The 22,139-nt window shown below is 42.8% G+C and carries 22 protein-coding genes; 19 read left to right on the forward strand and 3 right to left on the reverse strand.

The genetic code is table 11. The features are described 5' to 3' along the window. The first annotated feature begins 67 nt into the window (after positions 1 to 67). The 4 genes from ribH to pgpA all read left to right on the forward strand — a co-directional run bounded on the left by ribH (position 68) and on the right by pgpA (position 2,597). Positions 68 to 538, forward strand: a complete 471-nt coding sequence (ribH, locus tag I1A42_RS02085; RefSeq protein WP_161152991.1) for a 6,7-dimethyl-8-ribityllumazine synthase — start codon at positions 68 to 70, stop codon at positions 536 to 538. After that, entirely contained in the window at positions 538 to 1,008 is a 471-nt protein-coding gene (gene nusB / locus I1A42_RS02090; RefSeq protein ID WP_161152990.1) for a transcription antitermination factor NusB, read from the forward strand. The genes ribH and nusB overlap by 1 nt, the downstream gene beginning before the upstream one ends. A gap of 114 nt (positions 1,009 to 1,122) precedes the next feature. Continuing rightward, complete coding sequence (gene thiL, locus I1A42_RS02095; RefSeq protein ID WP_196122531.1) at positions 1,123 to 2,091, forward strand: thiamine-phosphate kinase; 969 nt, start codon at positions 1,123 to 1,125, stop codon at positions 2,089 to 2,091. A gap of 2 nt (positions 2,092 to 2,093) precedes the next feature. Then, the gene (gene pgpA / locus I1A42_RS02100) at positions 2,094 to 2,597 is read left to right on the forward strand and encodes a phosphatidylglycerophosphatase A (protein WP_161152988.1); all 504 of its coding nucleotides are present in this window, start codon (positions 2,094 to 2,096) and stop codon (positions 2,595 to 2,597) included. A gap of 82 nt (positions 2,598 to 2,679) precedes the next feature. Here pgpA and I1A42_RS02105 read toward each other — a convergent pair whose 3' ends face one another. The 3 genes from I1A42_RS02105 to map all read right to left on the reverse strand — a co-directional run bounded on the left by I1A42_RS02105 (position 2,680) and on the right by map (position 6,946). After that, complete coding sequence (locus tag I1A42_RS02105) at positions 2,680 to 3,063, reverse strand: DUF3461 family protein (protein ID WP_161152987.1); 384 nt, start codon at positions 3,061 to 3,063, stop codon at positions 2,680 to 2,682. A 254-nt stretch (positions 3,064 to 3,317) separates the two neighbouring features. Next, the gene (gene glnD / locus I1A42_RS02110; RefSeq protein ID WP_161152986.1) at positions 3,318 to 5,942 is read right to left on the reverse strand and encodes a bifunctional uridylyltransferase/uridylyl-removing protein GlnD; all 2,625 of its coding nucleotides are present in this window, start codon (positions 5,940 to 5,942) and stop codon (positions 3,318 to 3,320) included. A 113-nt stretch (positions 5,943 to 6,055) separates the two neighbouring features. Further along, positions 6,056 to 6,946 (reverse strand): type I methionyl aminopeptidase, encoded by an 891-nt coding sequence (gene map, locus I1A42_RS02115; protein WP_161152985.1) that lies wholly within the window; start codon positions 6,944 to 6,946, stop codon positions 6,056 to 6,058. 295 nt (positions 6,947 to 7,241) lie between these two features. Between map and rpsB the strand changes: the two genes are divergently transcribed. The 15 genes from rpsB to rnhB all read left to right on the forward strand — a co-directional run bounded on the left by rpsB (position 7,242) and on the right by rnhB (position 22,092). Then, entirely contained in the window at positions 7,242 to 7,976 is a 735-nt protein-coding gene (rpsB, locus tag I1A42_RS02120) for a 30S ribosomal protein S2 (RefSeq protein WP_161152984.1), read from the forward strand. A 134-nt stretch (positions 7,977 to 8,110) separates the two neighbouring features. Further along, positions 8,111 to 8,953, forward strand: a complete 843-nt coding sequence (gene tsf, locus I1A42_RS02125) for a translation elongation factor Ts (RefSeq protein WP_161152983.1) — start codon at positions 8,111 to 8,113, stop codon at positions 8,951 to 8,953. Between the two features lie 182 nt (positions 8,954 to 9,135). Then, positions 9,136 to 9,861 carry a UMP kinase gene (pyrH, locus tag I1A42_RS02130; protein WP_161152982.1) on the forward strand — a complete coding sequence of 242 codons (726 nt, stop codon included), beginning with the start codon at positions 9,136 to 9,138 and terminating at the stop codon, positions 9,859 to 9,861. A gap of 42 nt (positions 9,862 to 9,903) precedes the next feature. Next, a complete protein-coding gene (gene frr, locus I1A42_RS02135) occupies positions 9,904 to 10,461 on the forward strand; it encodes a ribosome recycling factor (RefSeq protein WP_196122533.1) in 558 nt (185 codons plus the stop codon). Between the two features lie 98 nt (positions 10,462 to 10,559). Then, positions 10,560 to 11,312, forward strand: coding sequence for an isoprenyl transferase (locus I1A42_RS02140; RefSeq protein ID WP_161152980.1), 753 nt, complete (start codon positions 10,560 to 10,562; stop codon positions 11,310 to 11,312). Between the two features lie 14 nt (positions 11,313 to 11,326). Beyond that, positions 11,327 to 12,169: a phosphatidate cytidylyltransferase gene (locus tag I1A42_RS02145; RefSeq protein WP_196122535.1), complete on the forward strand. Its 843-nt coding sequence runs from the start codon at positions 11,327 to 11,329 to the stop codon at positions 12,167 to 12,169. Between the two features lie 51 nt (positions 12,170 to 12,220). Beyond that, a complete protein-coding gene (gene ispC / locus I1A42_RS02150) occupies positions 12,221 to 13,423 on the forward strand; it encodes a 1-deoxy-D-xylulose-5-phosphate reductoisomerase (protein ID WP_161152978.1) in 1,203 nt (400 codons plus the stop codon). Between the two features lie 2 nt (positions 13,424 to 13,425). Then, positions 13,426 to 14,784 carry a sigma E protease regulator RseP gene (gene rseP / locus I1A42_RS02155; protein ID WP_161152977.1) on the forward strand — a complete coding sequence of 453 codons (1,359 nt, stop codon included), beginning with the start codon at positions 13,426 to 13,428 and terminating at the stop codon, positions 14,782 to 14,784. 47 nt (positions 14,785 to 14,831) lie between these two features. Continuing rightward, positions 14,832 to 17,243 (forward strand): outer membrane protein assembly factor BamA, encoded by a 2,412-nt coding sequence (bamA, locus tag I1A42_RS02160; RefSeq protein ID WP_161152976.1) that lies wholly within the window; start codon positions 14,832 to 14,834, stop codon positions 17,241 to 17,243. Between the two features lie 11 nt (positions 17,244 to 17,254). Further along, a complete protein-coding gene (locus I1A42_RS02165) occupies positions 17,255 to 17,764 on the forward strand; it encodes an OmpH family outer membrane protein (protein WP_161152975.1) in 510 nt (169 codons plus the stop codon). An 8-nt stretch (positions 17,765 to 17,772) separates the two neighbouring features. Next, positions 17,773 to 18,804 carry a UDP-3-O-(3-hydroxymyristoyl)glucosamine N-acyltransferase gene (gene lpxD, locus I1A42_RS02170; RefSeq protein WP_161152974.1) on the forward strand — a complete coding sequence of 344 codons (1,032 nt, stop codon included), beginning with the start codon at positions 17,773 to 17,775 and terminating at the stop codon, positions 18,802 to 18,804. Between the two features lie 120 nt (positions 18,805 to 18,924). Beyond that, positions 18,925 to 19,356, forward strand: a complete 432-nt coding sequence (gene fabZ / locus I1A42_RS02175; protein WP_196123763.1) for a 3-hydroxyacyl-ACP dehydratase FabZ — start codon at positions 18,925 to 18,927, stop codon at positions 19,354 to 19,356. A 1-nt stretch (position 19,357) separates the two neighbouring features. Next, positions 19,358 to 20,146, forward strand: coding sequence for an acyl-ACP--UDP-N-acetylglucosamine O-acyltransferase (gene lpxA / locus I1A42_RS02180; RefSeq protein WP_161152972.1), 789 nt, complete (start codon positions 19,358 to 19,360; stop codon positions 20,144 to 20,146). Between the two features lie 181 nt (positions 20,147 to 20,327). Further along, positions 20,328 to 21,479, forward strand: coding sequence for a lipid-A-disaccharide synthase (gene lpxB, locus I1A42_RS02185; RefSeq protein ID WP_196122537.1), 1,152 nt, complete (start codon positions 20,328 to 20,330; stop codon positions 21,477 to 21,479). Then, the gene (gene rnhB, locus I1A42_RS02190) at positions 21,472 to 22,092 is read left to right on the forward strand and encodes a ribonuclease HII (protein WP_196122539.1); all 621 of its coding nucleotides are present in this window, start codon (positions 21,472 to 21,474) and stop codon (positions 22,090 to 22,092) included. Before lpxB ends, rnhB begins: the two co-directional genes overlap by 8 nt. Positions 22,093 to 22,139: the final 47 nt, after the last annotated feature.

Genomic DNA, 22,139 nt, shown 5'->3' on the forward strand with positions numbered 1-22,139 from the left:
ATAGTTCACAGATTTGTGCTAGAATCCGGCGATTCTCACGTGATGATTAGAGTTTAAAGGATAGCTTATGAAAGTGATCGAAGGTGGCTTCCCAGCGCCAAATGCGAAAATTGCAATCGTAATTTCTCGTTTTAACAGTTTTATTAATGAAAGTTTACTGTCTGGTGCCATCGATACTTTGAAGCGTCATGGTCAAGTAGCAGATGACAACATCACTGTTGTTCGTTGCCCTGGTGCGGTTGAGCTCCCTCTAGTTGCACAGCGCGTAGCAAAAACTGGCAAATTCGATGCAATCATATCTCTTGGTACGGTTATCCGTGGTGGTACACCACACTTCGAATACGTAAGTAGTGAGATGAACAAAGGTTTGGCACACGTTTCATTGGAGTACAGCATTCCTGTGGCATTTGGTGTGTTGACTGTTGACACTATTGATCAAGCGATTGAACGCGCAGGAACCAAGGCTGGTAATAAAGGTGCAGAGGCTGCACTAAGCGCGCTTGAAATGATTAATGTTCTATCTGAAATTGATTCCTAATGGGGGCCAGTGTGAAACCAGCCGCACGTCGTAATGCACGCCAATTTGCACTACAAGCTATTTATTCATGGCAAATTTCTCATGAAAATGTAGCAACAATTGAAGAACAATTCCTTTCTGGTGGTAAGTATGATGAAGAAGAAAATCATGCGTCTGAGCCTGCTTTAGTTGCACCAGAAACTGATGTTCAGTACTTCCGTGATCTTTTGACTGGTGTTGTGCTTAGCCACAAAGAGTTAGACAGTAAATTACGTCCATTCGTCTCTCGCCCAATGCAAGACTTGGATATGATGGAATTAGCTCTACTTCGTCTAGCTATGTACGAAATGACTCGCCGTGAAGATGTACCATATAAAGTGGTTATTAACGAAGCGATTGAACTAGCGAAAGTATTTGCTGCTGAAGACAGCCACAAATTCATTAATGGGGTGCTTGATAAAGCGGCACCACATGTACGCAAAAAGGCGTAATTCGCGATACAATACAAAGGTCAGCCAGATGCGCTGGCCTTTTTTATTGCCTGAAAATACCTAATATCTCGTGGTATAACACTATTGTCGTAACCTGAAGCCTAGGAATATATCATGTCCGGCGAATTCGATTTTATTCAAACTTACTTATCTGATCGTCAAATGAATAGGAAAGATGTCCATCTTTCATTAGGAGATGATTGTGCCATTGTAAAAGCACCAGAAAATGTGCGTATAGCGCTAAGTACAGACACTCTTGTCGCTGGAACTCACTTTCTTGCGAACGCTAACCCTGCTTGGATTGCTCATAAGGCGCTCGCTTCTAACTTAAGTGATTTAGCTGCTATGGGGGCAACACCTGCATGGGTTTCTCTAGCGTTAACATTACCAACGATTGATGAGCCGTGGGTAAAATCCTTCTGTGATGCTTTTTTTGAATTGGCTAATTACTATCATATTCAATTGATAGGAGGTGATACGACCAAAGGTCCATTAAGTATTACTTTGACGGTACAAGGTTTTGTACCTGAAGATAATGCGTTGACTCGTGATGGTGCCCAGATAGGGGATTGGATCTACGTGACTGGACAATTGGGTGATAGTCGGGCTGGATTAGAAGTAATTCTAGATGAAAATCAACGTCATAAACCTTTTGCATCTGAATTAGAAAAACGCCATTATTTGGCTTCTCCACGCATTTTAGTTGGTCAAGCTTTGCTCGATCTTGCTTCTGCAGCGATTGATATATCCGATGGTCTGATCGCTGATTTAGGGCATATTCTGCATCGTTCTGAAGTAGGAGCCAGCTTAAACGTTGAAGATTTACCCTGTTCAAAAGAGTTGCTCGACTTTTGTGATTCCTCAAGAGTTGCTCAACAGTATGCGCTGAGTAGTGGTGAAGAATACGAGCTTTGTTTTACCGTTCCAGAAGAAAATAGAGGCTCGATAGAGAGTGCGTTAGCCCATACTGGTACATTAGTGACATGTATTGGCCAAGTGCGAACTCAAGGAATATTTGAAGTATTACATCATGGAAAGCCAGTTGATTGGCAGCTTTCTGGTTATGATCATTTTAAGGCGTAGATATGCTTGACCCAAAAGAACGACTTTCTCTTTCTAATCCATGGCATTTGTTAGCCACAGGATTTGGTAGTGGTTTATCTCCCGTTGTGCCCGGAACAATGGGGACTTTGGCATCGGTGCCATTTTTCTTACTTCTTGGGCAGTTACCACTTTGGCTCTATATTATCGTTGTGATTATAGCGAGTATTATTGGGATTAAAATTTGTCAAATTACGTCGGACGATATGCAGGTACATGATCATGGTTCGATCGTTTGGGATGAATTTGCTGGCTTTTGGTTAACCATGCTGGTGGTACCTATCTATGGGATTTCTGCGTTAGATTGGCACTGGATCGTATCCGGATTTGTTCTCTTTCGTTTCTTCGACATGCTAAAACCCTGGCCTATTTGTTGGTTTGATAAACGAGTTCACGGTGGATTGGGGATTATGATAGATGATCTTGTCGCTGGTGTGATTTCTGCTATTTGTCTCGCAGCGCTTGGTCATTGGTGTGGTTGGGTATAATAGGCACGCGCATTCGCGTGCCTTAATAAGTTAAGAGTTAACTTATTGCTGGTAAACTTCCTTATTTTTTCTACAGCTTAAACTATTTCAGTTTAGCTAGGTCCGCTTCAATTTCAGCAATCTTGCTGGAAACCACTTTTTCTAAGTGGCGTAAATCGCTCAATATTTTCTCTTTAACATCCTGTTCTTGTGGAGCTTCCGGTTTAGTGATTTTGTTTAGCTCATCAATGACTAGCGTTAGATTTCTACTGATTTCAGTGATGGATTTGTATTGGTGAGTGCCACTATCAACTAAGACATTTTTTTGCTGACGAGGAAACTTGAATTTAACGCTTTTGGCAAATAATTCCCCTTTCTGTTTCTTAAAATAAATTTTGAGGACATCTTTTTGAGCTTCTTGACGAACTGAGTAACGTTCAATTAGCGTTGGATCTTGAATACCTAAACCATTTAGGTGTGGAAACATAAGCGACCTCTATTTTTAGTTAAAGAGTAATAATTTCATGACCAATGTAGCAGCGAAATTTCGTGGCAGATAGAGCCAGATAAAGAAAAAACGCTGAGTTTGTGGTCATGATCGCGCTAGATCTTAGTCTCTTGACTTAGATCATGTGGAATCCAGTGCACAAAAATACGATCTGTGAATGAAATGGGGTCATGAGTGCTAGGTGTGCGGTGTATAAAACCTCCTGAGCTCGGTCACTCAGGAGGTAGGAAGTATTAGTTTGGCGCGAGTTCAGAAATATTGTCAATCAAGGCTTGGCTAAGCGTTTGCTCTTCTTCTAGGGTTAATCTGCCGCCATTATTACGAGTGAGAATAAACAAGTCTTCTGCTCGTTCACCGATAGTGGTGATTTTGGCGCCGTGCAGATCCAAATTCAGTTCGGCAAAAGTAGCCCCTATGGTTGCCAGTAATCCTGGAGTATCAAGAGCGACCAGTTCAATCAAGGTTCTCTTACGACTACGAGTAGGCAAAAAGTCGACGGTTGTTTTTACTTTGAAATGCTTCAGGTTACGCGGTAAACGGCGCATTTTAGCAAGCGAAGCAGGACCTAGAGCCAATACTTTGGTTATATGACTAATTAAGGTTTCATGGGTTTCTTCTTCGATGGCATCGCCATTTTGGTCAAGAACCATGAAAGTATCGAGAACATAACCATCTTTGCTTGTCATGATTTGCGCATCGTGAACGTTAAGGTTACGTCGATCTAACTCAGCAACAACAGTTGCAAATAACGCCGGCTGATCTTTGGTATAGACAAAGATTTCCGTACCGCCACGGGTTGGTTTTTTACTGATCAAAATCATGGGTTGAGAATGATCGTCTAGGCGCAATAAATGAGAGCAGTGCCATGCAATTTGCTTATGCGTATGGCGCAAGAAATAATCCGCCTTAAAGCGTAACCACAACATATCAATTTGTTGCGGTGTGTAACCTTCTTTACGTAATAGTGCTGATGCCATTTGTTGGTTATGACGAATACGTTCACGAACATCAACCGGGTTTTCTAAGCCGCGGCGCAGTGCACGTTGTGTCGAGTAGTAAAGCTCCGCTAGTAGCGTTCGTTTCCAACTGTTCCATAGCTCGGGATTAGTCGCACAAATATCAGCTACCGTTAAACACACTAGAGCATCTAAATACTCTTCATCACGCACTTTCTTGGCAAAATCAATGATGACATCAGGATCATAAATATCGCGTCGTTGTGCGGTGACTGACATCAACAGATGGTTTTGGACCAACCATGACACTAAACGAGCTTCAGGTTTGGACAGCCCGTGCTCTAGGCAAAAATCGTAAGCCTCGACAGCGCCAATTTCAGAATGATCCCCACCGCGGCCTTTACCAATGTCATGGAAAATAGCGGCCAGTGTTAGGAGCTCTTTCTTCTGAGTTCGAGGGTAAATTTCACAGCAGATAGGATGTCGTTCATAACTAGCCGGATCATTGAAGGTATTGATGTGTTTCAATAACCGCATGCTGTGCTCATCCACAGTGTAAACATGGAATAAGTCAAACTGCATCTGTCCAACAATGTGACTCCATTGTGGTAGATATGTTGCGATAACGCCTAGCTCATGCATTTGTGGAAATGCATTTTGCAGAGCATTTGGGTGGCGAACAAGCTCCATGAATTTTTCTCTCGCTTCCGGAATTGTATGTAGGAAGCGATTGAGACGACGGCGCGCCGTTCTAAGTTGACGCATCGTAGTGGGGGAGACCCCGCTAATTGAAGAGTCGTGAGCCATATGGAGAAACATATCCAAAATGGTTTCCGGTCGGGCTTGAAACAATGCTGGCTTACGCGCTTCAATCCAATTTCCTCGACGTTGGAAATCTTCGTCAATAATTTGAGCTTCGTCTTCTTCTCCATTATTAAGAATGGCTTGGTCAAATAACATCAGCAGCATTCGATTCAGTTCTACAACACGGCGTAAGGTGCGGTAAAACTCTTTCATCATCATTTCGACAGGCTGGTTGGCCTCGCCTGTAAAACCTAAATACTCTGCGACTTGGGCCTGATGGGCAAAATTAAGGCGGTTATCATAACGCTTTAGCTGTAAATGCAGTGCAAAACGGACTCGCCATAAAAAATCCTGACATTCCAACAGCTCACGATATTCACCGTCAGTTAAAAATCCGTAGCGACTCATTTCGTATAGTGACGTGGCGCCGAAATGGCGGCGTGCGACCCAACTGAGGGTATGAATATCGCGTAATCCCCCAGGCGTGTTTTTAATATCCGGTTCTAAGTTATAGGTTGTGTCATGATAACGAGCGTGGCGTTCACGCTGCTCTTGAATTTTAGCGCGATAGAAGGTTTCACTCGGCCAAAAAGATTCGGAAAGAATGACCATTTTCAGACGATAAAACGTATCGTCACAGCCGCAAAGTAGACGAGCTTCTTGCAAATTAGTTGCAACGGTTAAGTCTTCACGGCCAATCTCCGAACACTCTTGTACAGTGCGTACTGCGTGTCCAACTTCTAAACGGAGATCCCAAAGAAAAGTAATAAACTCACTGATTTTATGGCCAAGTTCTTCGGGTAATGGTTTTTGAGACACAACCAGAATATCAATGTCTGATAAGGGATGTAGCTCCCCACGACCATAACCACCCACAGCAACTAAAGCAACTTCTGCAATTTTGTCAAACTCATAGCTGTGCCATAAACGTTGCAGGAGTTCATCCATGTAATGCGAACGTCCATGAACGAGATCTGAAATTGGGTCTCGCGCTAAAAATTGATTTTTTTGGTAGTCAGCAAAGAAATCTAATTGCTGTTTGAGCTCTGTGATTGAAAGTTGTTCATCACTAAAGGTATTCGGGGATTGAAATGGCATAACTGCGTTCCATGCACGTGATTTCCGACTGGAATAGAATGTAGCAGATTGACGTAGATAAAAAAATATCCCTGCGAGGCAGGGATATCAATAAAATGAAACGGCAAGTTAAATTACGCGTTATGGAAGTGACGAGGAATCGTTTCTTCTTCGCGTAGTGTTAGAATTTCACAGCCGTCTTTTGTCACGAGTAGTGTATGTTCCCACTGAGCTGAGTTCTTCGCATCTGCGGTGTATACAGTCCAGTTATCTTCTTCATCAATACGGCAACCAAATTTACCTGCATTAATCATAGGTTCGATCGTGAAAATCATGCCTTCACGAAGCACTGTGCGATCACTGTTACGGTAGTGAACCACTTGTGGTTCTTCGTGGAATTCAGCACCAACACCATGACCACAGTAGTCGCGAACGATAGAGAACTTCATGCGTGGGTTGTTTTTGTTGTTGGTTTTGATGTGCTTTTCAATTGATGTACCAATTTCACCCAGCTGAGCGCCCGGTTTTACTTTTTTCAAAGAAAGGTACAAACATTCTTGTGCAACAAGACATAGACGTTTGTCTGCAGGAGAAACTTCACCTACATGGAACATTTTCGACGTATCACCGTGGTAGCCATCTTTAATCACGGTAATATCGATGTTCATGATATCGCCATCTTTGAGTACTGCTGGTCGAACAAATGGGCCAAACTCAGAATCTTCAGTTGCAGGAATACCATGACAAACGATGTGGTTAATCGATGTACAGATAGATTTAGGGAAACCGTGGTAGTTAAGAGGTGCTGGGATCGCGCCTTGAACTTCAGTGATGTATTTGTGGCAAATTTGATCCAATTCTTCAGTGGTCACGCCAGGTTTTACATATGGTTCAATCATTTCTAGCACTTCAGCCGCTAAGCGACCCGCGACGCGCATTTTCTCGATTTCTTCAGCATTCTTGATTTTTACAGACATCGGCTTTCTCAATTGTTTTCTAAGCACAGGTGTGCGATGGGGTAACATTGTAACAGGGCACTACGGAAGCGCAATAATCCAATTAATACGAATAAGAATTTATCTCAAGTTCACTGAGTGATTAGCCGAGATAAAACAATTTTTACTAGCCAGTAAAGGGTAAAATATGGTATAAAGCGCGCCGAACTCTCACTCTGTTTTCTTCACTTTGGCGAAGCCGAGTAAGTGTTCCATACTTTAATTTTAAATCACACACATTCCGACACGTGTTCCGGGGTGCTCTGCATAGACAGAGTCGGATGCATGGGGAGTGTGGAGGCCTAACCCCATAGAGGATTATATAATGGCAACTGTATCAATGCGCGATATGCTTAAAGCTGGTGTTCACTTCGGTCACCAGACTCGTTACTGGAACCCAAAAATGAAACCATTCATCTTTGGTTCTCGCAACAAAGTTCATATCATCAACCTAGAAAAAACTGTACCTATGTTCAACGAAGCTCTAGCTGAACTAAACAAGCTAGGCGAGAAAAAAGGTAAAGTTCTTTTTGTTGGTACTAAACGCGCTGCATCTGAAGCTGTTAAAGAAGCTGCTATTGCAAGCAACCAATACTACGTAAACAACCGTTGGTTGGGCGGCATGCTAACTAACTGGAAAACTGTTCGTCAATCAATCAAACGTCTAAAAGACCTAGAAGTTCAGTCTACTGACGGTACTTTTGATAAACTGACTAAGAAAGAAGCTCTAATGCGTACTCGCGAAATGGAGAAGCTAGAGAAATCTCTTGGTGGTATCAAAGACATGGGCGGTCTTCCAGATGCTCTATTCGTAATCGATGCTGATCACGAGCACATCGCTGTTAAAGAAGCAAACAACCTAGGTATTCCTGTATTTGCTGTTGTTGATACTAACTCTAACCCAGACGGTATCGACTACATCGTACCAGGTAACGACGACGCAATCCGCGCTGTTCAACTTTACCTAAACGCTGCTGCTGAAGCTGTAAACGAAGGTCGTAACAAAGACGTTGCTCAAGCAGCAGCTGCAGAAAAAGACGGTTTCGTAGAAGCTGAATAATAGCGGCTCTAAGTCACACTTAACCTAGCGTGTCATCAAGGTGTCACGGTAGAGTAAGTTATAGTTAGTATTGGGGGCCGAAGATGTAGGCCCCCAATTTTTACCACATCCAGAATCAAACTGAGGAATAGAGAATGGCTGTTACTGCTGCTCTAGTAAAAGAACTGCGTGAACGTACTGGCGCAGGTATGATGGAATGTAAGAAAGCGCTTGTTGCTACAGATGGCAACATCGAACAAGCAATTGAAGACATGCGTAAAAGCGGTGCTGCTAAAGCTGCTAAAAAAGCAGGTAATGTGGCTGCTGAAGGTACCATCATCATCAAAGAAGGCGAAGGTTTTGCTGCTCTAGTTGAAATCAACTGCCAAACTGACTTCGTTGCTAAAGACACTGGCTTCAAAGCGTTCGCTGAAGAAGTTGCTGCAGCTGCAGCTGCAGAAAAGCTATCTGCTGAAGAGCTTCAAGCTAAATTCGAAGATGTTCGTATCGCTCTAGTTGCAAAAATTGGTGAAAACATCAATATCCGTCGTGTTTCTTACATCGATGGCGCACACGTTGCTTCTTACCGTCACGGCGAGAAAATCGGTGTTGTTGTTGCTGGTGAAGGCGATGCAGAAACTCTTAAACACGTAGCAATGCACGTTGCTGCATCACGTCCAGAATACCTAGACCCTTCTGACGTACCTGCTGACGTAGTTGAGAAAGAAAAAGCTGTTCAAGTTGAAATTGCAATGAACGAAGGCAAACCAGCTGAAATCGCAGAGAAAATGGTTGTTGGCCGTATGAAGAAATTCACTGGCGAAATCTCTCTAACTGGTCAAGCGTTCATCATGGAACCTAAGAAAACTGTTGGCGAAGTGCTTAAAGAAGCAGGCGTTACAGTATCTGGTTTCGTTCGCCTAGAAGTAGGTGAAGGTATCGAGAAGAAAGAAGAAATGAGCTTTGCTGAAGAAGTAGCAGCAGCTCAAAAAGGTTAATCTTTTACGATATTGCCTAATTAAAGACCGTAGCCTAGGCTGCGGTCTTTTCACGATTGTTGTGATGTTAATTGTGACGAATTGGTTCTAAATACAACACACTACATTTGGTCTATGTAGTCCCGCGTTTTAGAATTTATTCTTGACTGTTAATTAACCACTCTCTTTGGAAGGTAAGATCCATGACAACGAACCCTAAACCAGCATATCAACGGATTTTGTTAAAACTTAGCGGTGAAGCACTGCAAGGTGAAGAAGGTTTTGGTATTGATCCAACCGTTCTTGATCGTATGGCTCAAGAGATCAAAGAATTGATTGAATTAGGCGTACAAGTAGGGGTTGTCATTGGTGGCGGTAACTTGTTCCGCGGCGCAGGCCTAGCAAAAGCGGGAATGAACCGTGTTGTTGGTGACCACATGGGAATGCTAGCGACTGTGATGAACGGTCTAGCAATGCGTGATGCTCTGCATCGTGCCTATGTTAATGCTCGTGTTATGTCAGCTATCCCACTTAACGGCGTTTGTGATGATTACAACTGGGCAGAAGCAATTAGTCAGTTACGTGATGGCCGTGTTGTTATCTTCTCTGCAGGTACAGGTAACCCATTCTTTACAACTGATTCAGCTGCATGTTTACGCGGTATTGAAATCTCAGCGGATGTTGTATTAAAAGCAACAAAAGTTGACGGTGTATTCAGTTCCGATCCTGTCGCTAACCCTGATGCACAACTCTATGATAAGCTCGCTTATAATGATGTGTTAGATAAAGAGCTGAAAGTGATGGACCTAGCCGCATTTACGCTGGCTCGTGATCACTCTATGCCAATCCGTGTTTTCAACATGAACAAACCAGGCGCTCTTCGCCGTGTTGTTATGGGTGAAGCGGAAGGTACGCTAATCAGCGCTTAAGTATAATCACTCTCGAGATAAAAAAGAATTTAAGGTGATATCGTGATTAATGAGATCAAAAAAGACGCTCAAGAGCGTATGGATAAAAGCGTTGAAGCGCTGAAAAACAACCTGACTAAGATTCGTACTGGTCGTGCGCACCCAAGCCTATTGTCTGGTATTTCAGTGGAATACTATGGTGCTCCAACTCCTCTAAACCAAGTTGCTAACGTAGTTGCTGAAGATGCGCGTACTCTTGCAATCACTGTGTTTGATAAAGAGCTGACGCCTAAAGTTGAAAAAGCAATCATGACTGCTGACCTTGGCTTAAACCCTATGTCTGCAGGTACAGTTATTCGTGTACCACTTCCACCACTAACAGAAGAACGTCGTCGCGATCTAGTTAAAATCGTACGTGGTGAAGCTGAAGGTGGCCGTGTTGCAATTCGTAACATCCGTCGTGATGCTAATGGCGATTTAAAAGCTTTGTTAAAAGATAAAGAAATTTCAGAAGACGAAGACCGTAAAGCACAAGAAGAGATTCAAAAACTAACTGACCTAGCGGTTAAAAAAGTTGACGATCTGCTTGCTGCTAAAGAAAAAGAGTTGATGGACGTCTAAGAATTTTAATAATTAAATAAAAAAAACGCTGTGCTTACAGCTCAGCGTTTTTTTATTCGGTACTATCTAACGTCATTTGGTACAAAACAAAGTTTACAATGCAAGATTCACAACTCTCTTCTGAGGCACTCCCTCAGCACATCGCTATCATTATGGATGGCAACGGACGTTGGGCGAAAGAGCGTGGTAAACCACGGGTATTTGGTCATAAAAAAGGAGTGGATGCAGTTCGGAAAACCATTTCGACAGCTGCTAAGCTTGATATCAAGGCTGTTACCTTGTTCGCATTCAGTAGTGAAAACTGGCGTCGGCCTGAAGATGAGGTCGGGTTATTAATGGAACTTTTCATTACCGTCCTTTCTGCTGAAGTGAAACGCCTTCACAAAAACAACATTCGTTTACGTATCATTGGCGATAAAACTCGCTTTAGCCAACGCTTGCAGAAGAAAATTGCTCAGGCGGAAGAGTTAACTCGTAATAATACCGGTATGACCCTCAATGTTGCGGCAAACTACGGTGGTAAATGGGATATTACCCAAGCGGCCAAAGTTCTTGCTCAGCAAGTAGAGCAAGGAGAGTTAGCACCGGAAGACATCACTGAAGAGGTGATGAGTAAGCACGTCGCGATGTCTGATTTACCTGATGTGGATCTACTTATTCGTACCAGCGGTGAATGCCGAATCAGTAACTTTTTACTGTGGCAATTAGCCTATGCTGAGATGTATTTTACGCCGCTCTATTGGCCTGAATTTGGAGAAGATAGCCTAATTGAAGCTATCTCATGGTTTGTAAATCGCGAGCGCCGTTTTGGCTGCACCGGTGAGCAGATCAAGGCCTTAATGGACAAATAAATAGGACCTAAAGTTTGAAGCAAAGAATTATTACAGCGCTCATTCTTGCCCCCCTCGTTATCTTGGGCATTATTTTTCTGCCCCTTGCTTGGTTTATTTTCGCTTTAGCTGTCATTACTTTGGTCGGTTTTTGGGAGTGGACTCAGTTTGTTAACTCTAAAAATCGCACACTGGCAATCATTCCTTCTGTGATCATTGGTCTGGCAAGTTTTGCTTGGATCAATCCTGATATTGACTCATTGAATCATTTAACGTCAGTTCACCACTCATTTTTGGTTGTAGGCACTTTATGGTGGATTGTTTCTAGCTTTCTTACGGTAAGTTATCCTAAATCCCGACCGTGGTGGGAAAATTCGAGTCTATTACGTCATTTATTTGGTATTTTGACGCTATTACCATTTTACTGGAGTGTCGTTTTTCTCAGAGCTGAATCCATGGGCGTTGATCTGTACCATGGTGCCAAACTAGTGCTGTTTGTATGTTTGATCGTTTGGTCTGCGGATAGTGGGGCCTACTTTGCTGGCAAGAGTTTTGGTAAACACAAAATGGCTCCTGCAGTCAGCCCAAATAAAACTATCGAAGGTCTACTCGGTGGTTTAGTCATCTCTGTGATTGTCGGAACCGTATTCGCTTACCTATTTGACTTGGCGTTTACTTCATCTGTCATGATGTATGTCACTATATTATGCACTGCAGGTATTTCAGTGCTCGGTGATTTGGTTGAAAGTATGTTTAAACGTGTATCCGATATAAAAGACAGCAGTAATATCATTCCTGGGCACGGCGGTATTTTAGACCGAATTGATAGCCTAACCGCGGCTTTCCCAGTATTTGCATTTCTTTATTTCTTTTTCTAATTAGTGAGCAGGTGAGAATGTCACCTGCTTTCTTTAACAACGGTTTTAGCTATGCGTAAGTTAACGATTCTAGGTGCTACTGGCTCAATTGGAGATAGTACGTTAAAGGTTGTCGCTCAGAATAAGGAACAATTTTCTATTGTTGCTTTAGTGGCCGGACGTAATGTGACTAAGATGCGTCAACTTTGTGAAACGTGGCGACCGAAATACGCTGTTATGGCAACGGCAGATGCTGCAAAAGAGCTGAAAAACCAGTGCCAAGAGTTAAAACTGAATGTTGAAGTACTGTATGGCGAAGAGGCGATGTGCCAAGTCGCTGCATTAGATGAAGTTGATACGGTAATGGCCGCTATTGTAGGTGCTGCAGGATTGTTGCCTACCATGGCTGCGGTGAAAGCCGGCAAGCGTATTCTACTTGCGAACAAAGAAGCTCTAGTCATGTCTGGCCAGCTGTTCATTGATGCGGTTGAAAAATATGGTGCAGAGCTGCTTCCGGTAGATAGTGAACACAATGCTATTTTTCAATGTTTGCCTGCGGATATCCAAACTAAAATGGGGCGTTGTGACTTATCCGGTGCAGGCGTTTCTCATATCTTATTGACGGGGTCAGGTGGGCCGTTTCGTTACAGTGACGTGAGCACTTTATCCAGTGTAACTCCCGAGCAGGCCATCGCTCATCCTAATTGGTCAATGGGGCCAAAAATCTCTGTCGATTCAGCAACCATGATGAATAAAGGTCTTGAGTACATTGAAGCTCGCTGGTTGTTTAATGCGTCGAAAGAGCAATTAAAAGTTTTGATTCATCCCCAGTCAGTGATTCATTCAATGGTGCAATACAAAGATGGTTCGGTGATAGCACAAATGGGCGAGCCGGATATGGCGACTCCTATTTCGGTGACGATGAATTATCCGCAGCGTATTGATGCGGGAGTTGCTCCTCTCGATTTTACTCAGTTAGGTGAACTCACATTCCTTGACGTCGATTTCGCCCGTTACCCATGTCTAAAACTGGCAATTGATGCTTGTTATGAAGGCCAGCATGCGACTACGTCTTTAAATGCTGCCAACGAAGTTGCTGTCGATGCCTTTCTTAAAGGTCAAATTCGCTTTACAGATATCGCAGTGGTTAATGAAAAGGTGTTGTCTAACGTATGTGCAGCTAACAGTTCGTTACATAGCTATGACTTGGAAACCTTACTTGAGCTAGATACAATAGCTCGCAAACAGGCTCAACAGGTATTGAAAGAGCATTAATTATGACTGGCATAATATGGAATTTAGTCGCTTTCATTGTCGCCCTAGGTATTTTGGTGGCAGTGCATGAATTTGGTCACTTTTGGGTGGCAAGGCGCTGTGGTATCAAGGTAGAAAAATTTTCTATTGGGTTTGGTAAAGCGTTATGGAAACGAGTTGGCAAAGACGGTACTGAATACAGCATTGCGGCTATTCCGCTCGGTGGTTACGTTAAAATGCTGGATGGCCGTGTCGATGATGTGCCACCAGAATTACAAAACCAAGCTTTTGATAAAAAGTCGCTATGGCAGCGAGCTGCCGTAGTGAGTGCTGGACCGATTTTTAATTTTCTTTTCGCTATTTTTGCCTATTGGTTAGTGTTTACTATCGGCGTTCCTTCTGTAAAACCGGTGATTGGAAACGTGACTCCTTATTCTATTGCCTCTGATGGTGGGTTGAAAAGTGGTATGGAAGTCATTTCCGTTTCTGGTGTGCATACCCCAGATTGGGAATCGGTGAATATGGAGCTAGCGTCACACATTGGTGACGAGTCGCTTACTATGACGGTTTCTGACCCAGAAGGTGTCGGAGTCCAAGAAATCAAAACATTAGATCTAAAGACTTGGAACTTTGACCCCGAATCAGAGTCTGCTATGGGAGCGCTTGGTTTTAAACCATTTACGCCTAAGATTTCGTTGACGTTAGTGAATGTCTCTGAAGATGGTGCTGGCGCAAAAGCAGGACTAAAAGTAGGTGATAAGTTGCAATTTATCGATGGTCAAAAGATCTCGACATGGCAACAAGTTGTAGACAGCATACAAAATCACCCAAATAAGTCATTGATCATTGATGTTTTACGTCATGATCAGTTAGTCTCAGTGACTTTGACTCCTGAGCGTCGCGAACTTAGCAAAGGAAAAGTGATCGGGTTTGCAGGAATTGCTCCGAAAGTAGCGGATTGGCCGGCAGATTATCGATTCGAACAGCAGTTTGGTGTTGTTGAATCTTTTGGTAAAGCGGTTGATAAAACAGGACAAATTATTGATCTTACTGTCAGTATGCTGAAAAAGTTGATAGTAGGTGATGTCGGTTTAAATAATCTTAGTGGCCCTATCTCTATCGCGAAGGGAGCGGGAGCGACGGCGGATTATGGCTTGGTGTATTTTCTTGGCTTTTTGGCACTGATTAGTGTCAACCTAGGAATCATCAACCTTGTCCCATTACCAATGCTCGATGGTGGACATCTACTGTTCTTTGCTATTGAAGCTGTAATTCGTCGCCCTGTGCCAGAAAAAGTGCAGGAGATGGGATATCGCATTGGTGGAGCCATCATTTTCTCTTTAATGGCCGTGGCAATATTTAATGATTTTACTCGCCTGTGATTTCAAGCATTAGGCAAGGGTTGTAGTAAGGAATAACTCAAACAAATATGGCGATGAAAAAGATCCTCCTCGCGACACTGCTCGCAACAAGCGTGTCAGCGTATGGTGCCGAAAACTTTGTTGTACAGGACATCCAAATAGAGGGGCTTCAACGTGTCGCTCTAGGTGCTGCATTATTGAAAATGCCAGTACGTGTGGGTGATACCGTAGACTCACAAGATATTGCAGATATTATCAAATCACTGTATGCATCCGGTAACTTTGAAAATGTTGAAGTATTCCGTGATGGTTCAGCTTTGGTTGTGAAAGTTAAAGAACGCCCAACCATTGCGAGTGTTTCTTTTTCTGGTAACAAAGCGATTAAAGAAGATCAACTGAAACAGAACTTAGATGCGTCTAATATTCGAGTTGGTGAAGCTCTTGATCGTACTAAACTGAGCAATATTGAGAAAGGTTTAGAAGACTTTTACTACAGTGTTGGTAAATACAACGCCACAGTAAAAGCGGTAGTGACCCCATTGCCACGTAACCGTGCTGATTTGAAATTTGTTTTCACTGAAGGTGTCTCTGCAAAAATCAAGCAAATCAACTTTATCGGTAATAAGGTCTTTACTGATGATGAGTTGTTATCCAAATTTGATTTGAATGCAGATGTCTCTTGGTGGAATTTCCTCTCTAGCGATAAGTATCAAAAGCAGGTACTGGCGGGTGATTTGGAAAAACTGAAAAGTTACTACCTAGATCGCGGTTACCTTAAGTTTAAAGTAGAGTCGACAGAAGTGTCGATTTCTCCAGATAAGAAAGGCGTTTATATCACGCTTAATCTGCACGAAGGAAAGCCTTACACGGTAAAAGACGTGCAGTTTAAAGGTGATCTAATCGGTAAGAAAGATGAGTTTGAAAAACTCGTCGATTTCGATATGGGCAGCGTTTATAAGGGCTCAGCGGTTACCTCATTAGAAGAGAACGTTAAGAAAGTTTTAGGTGAAGCAGGATACGCGTATCCTCAAGTTCGCACTGTGCCAACATTTGATGATGACAAGCAAGAAGTCTCATTAACCGTTCAGGTTGACCCGGGTAAACGTATGTATGTGCGTGATATCCGATTTACTGGTAACACGATTACTAAAGATGAAGTGTTGCGCCGTGAAATGCGTCAAATGGAAGGTAGCTGGTTAAACTCGAAATCAATCGAAACGGGTAAAAAGCGCTTGAACCGTTTGGGTTATTTCGAAAAAGTGGATGTACAAACACAGCGTGTGCCTGGTACAGACGACCAAGTCGATGTGGTTTATAACGTCAAAGAGGCTAACTCTGGCAGTATTAACTTCGGTGTTGGTTACGGTACTGAATCAGGGGTCAGCTTCCAAGTCGGTTTAACACAAGATAACTTCTTGGGTACAGGTAACCGTGTAAGCATCAGTGCGACGACCAATGACTACCAGAAAAATGTGACGTTAGAGTATAAAGACCCTTACTTTACATTAGATGGCGTTAGCTTGGGTGGTAAAGTCTTTATCAATAAATTTGAGGCATCTGATGCTGGTATCGTCGACTATGATAACACCAGTTACGGTACTAATTTAACGTGGGGCTTCCCGGTTAATGAATTGAACCGTCTTGAACTTGGTGTGGGCTACACACACAGCAAAATCGGTAACTTAAAACCTTATTTACAAGTCGAGCAGTTCTTAGAAGCGCAAGCTGATAATGTTTCTTCAGACGGCAGTTTAGTGACGGATGACTTTGATGTCAGCCTTACTTGGACACGTAATAACCTGAACCGTGGTTACTTCCCAACAGAAGGTAACTACCAACGTGCATACTATGATATGACCGTACCTGGTTCTGATGCGCTTTACTTTAAGATGCAGTATGACGTGCGCCAATATATTCCGTTGACTAAGAAACAAGATTTTACGTTATTGCTCCGTGGCCGTTTAGGTTACGGTAACGGATATGGTCAAACAAATGGTGTAGATAACCTCTATCCATTTTATGAAAACTTTTATGCGGGTGGTTTCTCTACACTGCGCGGATTTAGCTCTAACACAGCAGGTCCTAAAGCGGTATATCGTAGTTATGCGGATTCCAACAACGGTACTGATACTGCAACGGATGAATCTGTGGGTGGTAACGCGACAGCACTTGCAAGTGCTGAGCTGATTGTACCGACTCCGTTTGTCTCAGAAGAAGTTCAAAACCAAATTCGAACCAGTGTCTTCTTTGATATGGCGAGTGTCTGGGATACTGAATTTGATTATAATGGATCTGTTGCATATGGTGACAAGTACTATTACGACTATTCAGATCCAACGAACTACCGTTCTTCATGGGGCGTGGCATTACAGTGGGTATCACCAATGGGACCATTAGTGTTCTCTGTAGCTAAGCCAATTAAAAAATACGAAGGTGATGACGAAGAATTCTTTACCTTTACTATCGGAAAAACCTTTTAGGGGACTATATTTTGAAAAGTATCTTCAAAGCGGCAGGTGTAAGCCTTGTTATTCTTAGCTCATCATTCTTTGCTAATGCTGCTGAAGCGGCACAAAAAGTCGGCTTCATCAACACTGCAGAGGTTTTCCAATCATTGCCACAACGTGAAGTCGTGTTGCAAAAACTGCAGAAAGAGTTCAAAGATAAAGCGGATGAACTGAAAAGCATCCAAGAAACTGCACAAAAGAAAATGCAAAAACTGAAACGTGATTCTTCGCTAATGAGTGATGACGACCAAGAAAAATTGCGTATTGAAATTGGCCAGTTACAAAGTAAATACAAAGTGAAAGCTCAAGCGTTAGAAAACCAATCTAAACGCCGTGAAGCAGAAGAAAAACACAAACTATTTAAGATCATTCAAGATGCGGTTCAAAAAGTCGCGAAGAAAGATGGCTATGATATGATTGTTGATATCAGTGCTATGCAGTACGGCAAACCTGAATACAACATCTCACAAGAAGTCATTAAATCTATTAAGTAATCGTTATTATGATCACACTAACTTTAGCCGAATTGGCAACTATTACTGGTGGTGAGTTACATGGTGACAGCTCTGTTGTTGTCTCTGCTGTTGCTCCTATGGACAAAGCTCAGGAAGGTGATGTTACTTTCCTGTCTAATCCTAAATACAGTAAACACCTCGCTGCATGTAAAGCGACGGTAATTATGGTAAGAGAATCAGAGCGTGAATTGTGCCCATCCAATGCGTTGGTGGTTGCTGATCCGTATGTGGCTTTTGCTCGTGTTACTCAAGCATTAGATACCACGCCATCTCCAGCTACAGGTATTGCGCCGAGTGCGGTCATTGCCGATGATGCTAAGTTAGGTGATAACGTATCTATCGGTGCTAATGCTGTGATTGAATCTGGCGTTGAGCTAGGTAATAACGTGGTGATTGGTGCCGGTTGTTTCATCGGTAAACATGCCAAAATTGGTCATAATACTAAGCTTTGGGCTAATGTGACCATTTACCACAATGTTGTCCTAGGCGATGACTGTTTGGTGCAATCCAGCACAGTGATCGGTGCCGATGGTTTTGGTTATGCGAATGAAAAAGGTGAGTGGATTAAAATCCCTCAGCTTGGTTCTGTTCGCGTAGGTAATCGCGTTGAGATCGGTGCTTGTACCACTATCGACCGTGGTGCCCTAGAAGATACGATTATTGAAGATAACGTCATCATCGATAACCAGATGCAAATTGCTCACAATGTTCACATCGGATATGGTACAGCGATGGCTGGTGGTACTATTGTTGCCGGCAGTACTTCGATAGGTAAATATTGCATTATCGGTGGCGCTTCTGTGCTTAATGGTCACATTGAGATTGCCGATGGCGTGACGATTACTGGTATGGGTATGGTGATGCGTAGCATCCCAGAAAAAGGGGTATATTCTTCCGGGATTCCTCTACAAACCAATAAAGAATGGCGCAAAACAGCAACACGTGTTCATAGAATTGACGAAATGAATAAACGATTGAAAGCTGTTGAAAAGCAACTTGAGCGAAAAAAAGACGCTTAAATTGGCTTTTTTGTCAAAAAGGCTCGCATGCTGCGAGTCTTTTTCGTCTATAATGCCCGCAGATTAAATTAATATGTAATTTTGAATAGGAATATGACTTTGACTACTGAAAAGAAAACGATGAATATCACTGAAATTCAGGCGCTTCTTCCTCATCGCTACCCATTTTTGCTGATTGATCGTGTTACTGATTATGAAGAAGGCAAATACTTAATTGGTCTGAAAAACGTTTCAGTGAATGAGCCTCAGTTTACTGGTCATTTCCCTCAACTACCTGTATTCCCTGGTGTCCTTATCCTTGAAGCAATGGCTCAAGCAACAGGCCTCCTTGCTTTCAAAACTTTTGGCGCACCAAAAGAAAATGAATTGTATTACTTTGCTAGTATTGATAATGCGAAGTTCCGTCGTCCAGTTGGCCCTGGTGATCAACTGATGGTCGAAGTGGAATTTGTCAAAGAACGCCGCGGCATCGCTCTATTTCATGGTACAGCGAAAGTTGATGGCGAAGTGGTATGTTCAGCTGAACTGAAATGTGCACGTCGAGAGTTTTAATATGATCCACGAAACAGCACAAATCCACCCATCAGCGGTGGTAGAAGAAGGTGCCGTTATCGGTGCTAACGTAAAAATTGGCCCATTCTGCTTTGTTGATAGCAAAGTCGAGATCGATGAAGGCACAGAATTGCTGTCTCATGTGGTTGTGAAAGGGCCAACAAAAATCGGTAAAGAAAACCGTATTTTTCAATTCGCCTCTATTGGTGAAGAGTGTCAGGATCTGAAATATAAAGGCGAAGATACTCAATTGATTATCGGCGACCGCAATACGATTCGTGAAAGCGTTACTATGCACCGTGGTACGATACAAGACAGCGGTATTACTAAAGTAGGTAATGATAACCTCTTTATGATTAACGCTCACGTTGCCCATGACTGTGTGGTGGGGAACAGTTGTATTTTTGCTAACAATGCAACGCTAGCTGGTCACGTTACTATCGAAGATAATGCCATTATTGGTGGTATGTCTGCGATTCACCAATTCTGCCAAGTAGGTGCTCACGCGATGCTAGGTGGTGGTTCTATTGTCGTGAAAGATGTGCCTCCATATGTAATGGCTCAAGGCAATCACTGCGAACCATTTGGTATTAACGTGGAAGGCTTGAAGCGTCGTGGTTTTGAAAAGAGTGAAATTCACGCGATTCGCCGCGCTTATAAAGCGATTTATCGTTCAGGGATTACCCTTGAAGAAGCGAAAGCACAAATTGCGCAAGAGACTGCCGAGTTTCCTGCTGTGCAGCGTTTCTTAGATTTCCTTGAAACATCAACACGTGGCATTATTCGTTAATAGTGCTGTCGTGTGTATAAGACTTAAGATCGCTGCTTTAGGGCAGCGATCTTTTCCATTTTTAGGCTGGTGATATTTTTCCTTTTTATGAATGAAAAACTGGGCTGTCACATTCGATGGAGTGTCTGTCTCTACAGTTATTATTCATAAAATGGCATTAAGCTGGTAAGAGGATTTGAGTGTGGAAAAACCACTACGTATCGGCATCGTTGTTGGAGAGTTATCTGGAGATACTCTTGGCGAGGGGTTTATCAAAGCGATAAAGGCTCAATACCCTGATGCAGAATTTGTCGGTATTGGCGGCCCAAAGATGATCGAACAAGGGTGTCAATCTCTCTTTGATATGGAAGAGCTGGCGGTAATGGGGTTAGTTGAAGTCCTTGGCCGTTTGCCTCGTTTATTAAAAATCAAAGCAGAACTCGTAAAGTATTTTACCCAAAATCCACCCGATGTGTTTGTTGGTATTGATGCTCCAGACTTTAACTTGCGCCTCGAACTCGATTTGAAACAAGCGGGTATAAAAACGGTGCATTACGTGAGTCCATCAGTGTGGGCATGGCGTCAAAAGCGTATTTTTAAAATCGAAGCTGCAACGAACTTGGTGCTGGCATTTTTGCCGTTTGAAAAAGCGTTCTACGATAAATTCAATGTTCCATGTGAATTTATTGGTCATACACTTGCAGATGCGATTCCCTACAAAACAGACAGACGATTCGCTCAGGAGCAGCTTGGACTCAATTCCGACCGTCAATGGTTAGCGGTATTACCAGGTAGCCGCGGTAGCGAAATGAAAATGTTGGCAGAGCCTTTTATTCGTACTTGCCAAAAACTCAAAGACACTCATCCTAACTTGAGTTTCATTGTCGCGTTGGTGAATCAAAAGCGTCGTGCTGAATTTGAGCAAGTATGGCAAGACATTGCGCCCGAGTTGGAATTTACTCTTGTTGATGACACCGCTCGCAACGTAATCGCAGCGTCTGATGCCGTTATGTTGGCTTCTGGAACGGTCGCATTAGAGTGTATGTTGCTTAAGCGGCCGATGGTGGTTGGTTATAAAGTGAATGCATTTACGGCTTTCTTGGCTAAGCGTTTGTTGAAAACGAAATATGTTTCACTGCCTAATATATTGGCGGATCAACCTCTAGTGACCGAGCTATTACAAGATGACTGTACAGTGGAAAACCTGTATCAACATGTCAGCCAAGTTCTAGATGGTGATAATCAAGCGATGTTAGAAAAATTTGATGAAATGCACCATTGGATCCGCAAAGATGCCGATCAACAAGCTGCAAATGCGGTATTAACTTTAATAGAGAAGCCTGTTCATGCCTAAAAAAGAGCAAAAAGAATTACCTCCATACGAATATCCGCAAGGCTTCCAATATATTGCAGGTGTGGATGAAGTTGGACGAGGCCCTTTAGTCGGTGATGTTGTTACTGCTGCCGTCATTCTAGATCCCAATAACCCAATCGCTGGGTTAACAGATTCAAAGAAACTATCTGAGAAAAAGCGTCTGGCACTGTTTCCTGAAATTCAACAAAAAGCATTAGCTTGGTCTGTTGGCCGTTGTTCTCCGCAAGAAATAGATGAATTAAATATACTTCAGGCGACAATGGTTGCCATGCAGCGTGCCGTGGCTGGATTATCTGTAACAGCTGATTTTGTGGTCATTGATGGTAATAAAGTTCCTAACTTGCCGATGGAAGCTCAGGCGGTGGTGAAGGGCGATTTAAGAGTTGCAGAAATTAGTGCAGCATCAATTATTGCCAAAGTGATTCGCGACCATGAGATGGAAGAGTTGGATAAAAAGCATCCTGAATTTGGTTTTGCTCAACACAAAGGTTATCCAACCAAAGCGCATTTTGCCGCTATTGAAGAATATGGTGTTATTGATGAACATCGTAAGAGTTTTGGTCCAGTGAAGCGTGCGTTAGGGCTTGCATAAAAGCCAATAGCACTCTGAAATTTGTGACGCTTTTGCGTAGAATGAAG

It is taken from the genome of Vibrio nitrifigilis, from assembly GCF_015686695.1.
GTDB classification, from domain to species: Bacteria; Pseudomonadota; Gammaproteobacteria; order Enterobacterales; family Vibrionaceae; genus Vibrio; species Vibrio nitrifigilis.